Annotated in this window: 2 protein-coding genes and 1 pseudogene; all 3 read left to right on the forward strand. The window is 35.7% G+C overall.

Annotated features, from left to right (window positions below; translation table 11 throughout):
- The first annotated feature begins 929 nt into the window (after positions 1-929).
- The 3 genes and pseudogenes from ACFIMC_RS04595 (at position 930) to ACFIMC_RS04605 (ending at position 5,593) form a co-directional block, all read left to right on the forward strand.
- Positions 930-1,313, forward strand: a pseudogene (locus ACFIMC_RS04595) (hypothetical protein).
- Between the two features lie 585 nt (positions 1,314-1,898).
- Complete coding sequence (locus ACFIMC_RS04600) at positions 1,899-3,263, forward strand: MFS transporter (RefSeq protein ID WP_375680914.1); 1,365 nt, start codon at positions 1,899-1,901, stop codon at positions 3,261-3,263.
- Positions 3,264-4,654: 1,391 nt separating this feature from the next.
- A complete protein-coding gene (locus tag ACFIMC_RS04605) occupies positions 4,655-5,593 on the forward strand; it encodes an abortive infection family protein (RefSeq protein ID WP_375680915.1) in 939 nt (312 codons plus the stop codon).
- The last annotated feature ends 717 nt before the right edge of the window (positions 5,594-6,310 follow it).

The raw sequence follows: 6,310 nt of genomic DNA on the forward strand, positions 1-6,310 counted from the left end.
AAGTCTGGTAGGCGCCATTATTTCCAGTGTTTTTGGCTATTATGGTTATAGAAGCCGTAAGGACACTTTCATGCTTTAAAAACTTATAGCTCAAAAAGTATAAAACCAATAAAAAGCTGCACGCATAGTGCAGCTTTTTTGCAAAATTTTCTTGATTTTTGTATGTTTTTCAACACAACAAGAATTTTCGAAATCCACGTGGAAGCTTTTATAATCGTGAGAAACAAGCCTCAAAATAAAAGATTTTTTTAATAATTCTATTTTTTATGTTTTTCCTTTAAAAAACTTCTTAAATGAAGTGTTGACTCCATCGATTATATATGCGTTACAGCATAACAAATATGCGGCTATTGCTCTATTTTTTCCATTTAAGCCAAACAAATTTCGCAGAAAAATATTCCTCTACGATCAACAACTTTTCTCAATGTGGAAAACATATCAATCTTACATCTCATGTAAGAGGAAGCATTATGCGGTTAACATTTCATCCACACACAATATGAGAGAATAAGTTGAATTCTCTGATACAAAGGGAATACTAACCTACCAAATTATCTATTCTCAACAAAGCAACACTCTCACCACTTCAATACCAGTATTTTAGTTTGAGGATACGAATACAATTTGCATTCTAGATTAAATGTATCAAATAAACAATGGTTTAACTTTACATGCTTCAAACAAAGGACAAAATTCTATAATCATGCGTTATTAAAATTTTTTTTGTAAATATTTTTATACAGATATCAAAAATCGTACCATTGCTTTCAATACAAGAAACCGACATAAAAAATTTCATATTGAATTACCAAAATAGTCTTTTACAAATTGTGATATTAGAGCAAACACTTCATTGGCTAATTATATGAAAAAATAAAATAGAAAATGCATTTTAATAAATATAAAAGCAAATTTTTTTATAAAAGAATATGACAAAAACTGATAAATCAACTTATGATCATGTTATTTATGATTCAGATATTGAGTTCAGTTTTGCACAATCGTTTGAAAAAAACGATGAGATTAAAGTTTATGCGAAACTGCCTAAATGGTTTAAAATTGATACACCTCTTGGATCATATACCCCCGATTGGGCTGTATTATTCGAGCAAGATGGGTAAGAAAAACTGTATTTTATTGTGGAAAGTAAAGGAAGTATTTTCGAAGACATGTTGCGCAATCTGGAAAAAGCAAAAATCCATTGCGGTCGTGAACATTTCAAAGCTTTAGGAGAAAATACCCAATATATTGTTTCTGATAATTATCAAACTTTTATCGATCAAGCACTTCAAAAAGATACCATAACAACTTGAAAAAATGTTTTGGCTATGGAAACAGCCCTCCCCTGTTGTTTATAAAATGCAACTTTTTCCTACTCTATAATTTACAAGCTCTTCCTTATAACCGATTTTAATTTTTATTAAACAATCAAGAGGTTGTCGAACATTTTCCAGAAAGGGCTGCACATTTAAGAAAAGAAAATTATAAACTATTGAGAATACATTTGACACCCAAACAATCATTTAATCATAAAAATGATCTATAAACAAACATTGGATTTTTAAGTCAATAATTTGATTTATAAAGATTTTCACATTTTTCATGTTAAATAATAAATGCAAATGGAGCAGGCATGCACGTCTCGTGTAGGTTCTGCTTTTGCTCTCATGCAAAGTGAATTGACAGTAAACAGACTCCTCGATAAACTCATCAAAATCAGCTTAACTGATGGCTTCATTTTGGAGGAAGAAGGGTTGTACACAAGGGGACCATCAGCGCTCCCAATCACATTTATCCCAATATCAAAACCACAGCCATCACAAACACATGTTAATTTTTAAAAGTCTGGGAATGGGGCGGGGACAATATTTTAAAGAATATCAACAGGGGGCATAATAATGCAAAAGAGAGATTCCTATACAAAAACAGAAAGGTATGTCATATATACCGTCATTATTTCCAGCATACTTCCTCTGCTGGACGGGAGCATTGTCAATGTCATCCTTCCTAACCTTGCGCATTATTTTTCAGTCGGAGAAAATAATATACAATGGGTTGTAACATCCTATTTTCTCGCCACCGTTCTAGGGCTGCTAATGGCCGCTTTTGTGCAAGGAAGAATAGGTATCAAAAGCACTTGGCTTCTTGCAAGCTTCATTTTTATGCTTGGATCACTGGGGGTAGGATTAAGCTATAATTTTCCAACTATTATATCTGCCCGTATCGTTCAAGGTTTTGGGACCGGTCTTTTGCTGCCCCTTAGCCAAACCATCATTGCCTTACAATTTGGACAGACACGAGTGCGCCAAGCCATGGGCACCATAGCCGTACCAACAGTTTTCGCTCCTGCCTTTGGTCCGCTGGTAGGCGCCTCGCTTGCTCAGTATGTGTCTTGGCGTTTGTTATTTTTTATCAATATTCCGCTTATTTTATTGGCACTCACCCTTGGAGCTAAACATTTAAAGAGCAACGAAACAACAAAAACAAAATTTAACTTATTTGCTTTTTTAGCGTTTTCCATCTCCCTTCTTTCGTTTTTTTATCTCACAGAAGCCAGAAATATCAATAACCACAACACCCTCTTTATCCTAGCGCTTATAGCCGTGATATCTCTCATATTATTCATTGTTTCTAATCAGAAAGCAAAAAACAAATTAATCGTCTTTAGCGGATTTCAAAATGCGCGCTATACATTGCTCATGATCATGGGGCTCGTTGCTTCATTTCTTTTTTATAGCTTCCTCGTTTATTTCCCACTAGCCGTTGCCATGGGAGGAAACTATGAAAAGAGCCTTCTCATCATCGGTGCCCTCCTTGCTTTGCAAGGAGTGGGTGCGTGGATTGGCAGGAAATTTATTTACCAAAAATGGAAAGAAAAATCTCCCTTTTTCATGATAGGAATTGGTTTAGTGATATCAAGCTTTGGGTTATTATGCTTCGGCTATAATATAAGCATGGATGGACTGGGATTCTTGCTAAGAGGCATAGGACTTGGCATCGCCACCATTGTCTGCCTTTCCGCCCCCATCCAATATGTCAACAGTTTATACGTCAAAGATACAGCCGTTATCACACGCATATTACAGCAAATAGGTGGTGCCTTAGGGGGTATATTCGCTGGCTTTTTGATCCATTCGCTGACAGAAAAATCCCTGTCCTTAAACCAAACATATATCGTATTCTTCATATTCTCTATCGCTGCATTTTTACTGTTTTGCCTAGCCCTCCTCTTATCGCGTAAAGAGAAGAATTTTGATTTATGATATGCTTTATTTGAACACCCTATCCATAACATTGGCAATGGCATATAAAATCATACAGCATTTACCACTTTTCGAGAAACCAACACACTGAGACATTGAACACAGCCTTCATCATTTTTATGAAAGAACACTAAATCGATAAGCTCCTTAAGCTCTAAAATTGATCACCTCCAGTAACGTACGGTGTTTGTAATTTTATGATACCTCTGTGCTTTTAGATCCCTCTAAAAACCTCTTGAAATATGGGATTTTCTGATCAGACCTTTGCAAAGATCCACGAAATTAAGCACGCGTTTCAATGCGGAATAGTTCCATAAATGCGCTAACAGACGCCCTACAGAACCAGCATAGAATATAGAACCCACAATGCCCCCAAATGCTGACCATCTTCTGCCACGCATCGCGATGCAAAAAATCGCACTGTATTGCAAACTTGATAATGTTATTCCCCCCTTTTCAAAGTCATTGAATCACTATGCTTTCATAATCACAATAGGTTCAAATGAAACTGAAGCGACAAAAACAGCTGGTAAAGCAGCATCTTCTCTCCATTTCATTGTTAACTGTCATAACAAATCTCCCCCGCTTTAATAAAAAAGCCCTCTCTCATTGAGAAAGAAATTTTAAAAACATTGAAAATCATGAAGCACGATGACAGACAGCAAACCATCTCTAAAAAGACTGTTTCTTGATTTTCACAGCGTACTCTTAGATTTCTCTAACATTTTCCTGCCTTTAAATTTTCCTTATAAGTTTTACGGACAAAAGAAGCTTTTCAGAACTCTTTTACACATAACTTCATTGCTTCAAGCTCCCTTACAGACACGATAAACGTTTATATTTTCATCTCTACCAAATACGCGAGATTAACAGCGGATATCACGAAAACAGTCTTTTTATAGAAAACAGTAAGCTTTAACGGAATAAACGAGATTTTAAACTAGCCTCCCGCATTACTCATTACTCGATACCGGTTATGCAAATAAAGAGCGCCATCTACTTTTTCTGACAAGCAAAGAACACACACAACATTTAGTAACATGCCATTATTGAAATTCTTGTCACAAAACCTTCCGTTCAGGGATTATGCGCATTGCCTACTTCCTTCTCTCCAATAAACAATCTGCCAATAAAGAATGCTATTGCAGTTACGATAATACAAAATTATACTTCTGTTCTCATTCTATATTTTTCGAATTATCACACATTATTCCCCCCTTCACTGTTATAACAATGAAAGGAGAAAAATAAAACACAATATGGCATTTATCTTTCACAAATCTTATATAAGCCACAAAATTGTTGCGCGACCTTCTATAAAAGGTCAGGCAATAAAATCATACTCTAAAAACCACTCAACATACCACTTTTTGATATTATAAAGCCATAAAATGCAATTATCATCTCCGCAAAAAATATCTCAGAAAAACAAAATCCCTCCTGCAACAATTAGGATACTCTCTCAAATATTACCAAAGTACTATTTGCCAAAGAATTTGGATGCCTTATTTTTTTATACACCATCTGCTCCTCATGAGTATCGAAGTGATGATGATGAAGTCAAGATTAAGAAACGACTAGATACAATCAATGTAGAATGCAATAAACCGCTTGAAGTCCTTGGTCCCCTGCTTGGTGATTTTTTGGACAGCGAGTTTCATAAGTTAGTCGGATTCATATTTCAAGACATACCAGAAGATCAAATGCTACAACAGCTTAAAGAAGATCAACGTAAAGTTTTAGAAACGTTAAAGAAAGATGGATTAGAATATCAGCGTGGAGGATATATTATCAAGAATGAGCTAACCTTCACACAAGAATTGCAAAAAGCTGGTCTCCTCTCGATGGAAGAGCTAAAAAAACTTATTGCAGAGAAAGAACTTTCAGCAGTAGAAATCGAAATAAATAGGGCATTAGAAAATATAGAAAAAGATCCAAGGGAGGCAGTTCTATTTGCAGCAAATCTGTTGGAAGCCTCTTGCAAAGCTTATCTCGACCACCATTCTATCCTATATGAAGAAAATGCCCATAATAAGCTGTACGCTTTATGGAAAGAAGTTGCTAAGAAGGCTAAGATTCATACTGATGATATAAAGCAAAAAAACTTAAAAAATCAAGATCTAGATACAAATGACTTAAGAATGATCGCAACCGGTCTATCCAGAATCGTTAGTGGTACTATGAATTTAAGAAACAAGAAAAGTGCAGCGCATGGCCGCTCAGAAAAGGATTTTGAACTAATCAATCTCAAGCCTCGCCATGCGCGTTTAACTTTTAATGCCGCCCATTCTCTCTCAATTTATATCTTAGAGCTCATGGATCAGCCATAATAAAAACCATACACGACTACCAGCATTTTCTCGTGCCATTTTAATGCCTAAAAAGCATTAAAGGGGGGTGGCCGCTGCTTCTACCCTACAAAACCAAATATTTCTATAGCATGATAACATGAGTAGTCACACCGCTCTATGGTGTTCCTCTTCCCCACGTTTCTAGGCTCCGCTTCTAAAGTCAGTGGGCAATTTCTGTAAATGCAAAAGCCGCCCTTAAGGATGGCGAATGAGGATGGTGCAAAAGTATTGCCTTGATTATTTTTTTTAAGAACAAACTAGCTAGTGTACTATTTTTGGAAAGCTCTCGTGAAGAAATATTATGATGGAGAAGCTAGTCATTATGATAAAAATACAAGTCTTAACTCCCTAAAGAGAGAAAATCTGAGTTTAGATCTAATTCCTACAAAGCCTTTATGCGCGTAAATTACATACCTATACGTTCTTTCCCTACCCTACTTAATTTTATAATAAGACAGCTCCGTATAAAAAACAGCACTATTCTTACATACCATAGCCATTATGTATGTTAGGATAGTGTAAAAAGCTGTTATTTCTCTATCTGAGCCGTAAAGCACTGCCCCCACAGATCATAGGCATAGGCTCGCTACCCCAAAAAGCTTTCTAGGTAAAAATCCCCCTTAGTATTTAGTGATATAGATAGTTTGGAGTTCAATGAATTGTTTGCAGTTTTTTTGTTACAAAAAGTTGGCAGAT

This window comes from Bartonella sp. AP21QHHD, assembly GCF_042196205.1.
Taxonomy (GTDB): Bacteria; Pseudomonadota; Alphaproteobacteria; order Rhizobiales; family Rhizobiaceae; genus Bartonella.

Coding starts and splice junctions, on each gene's coding strand:
- ACFIMC_RS04600 (WP_375680914.1), top strand. CDS start 1,899: ATGCAAAAGAGAGATTCCTATACAAAAACAGAAAGGTATGTCATATAT.
- ACFIMC_RS04605 (WP_375680915.1), top strand. CDS start 4,655: ATGCAATTATCATCTCCGCAAAAAATATCTCAGAAAAACAAAATCCCT.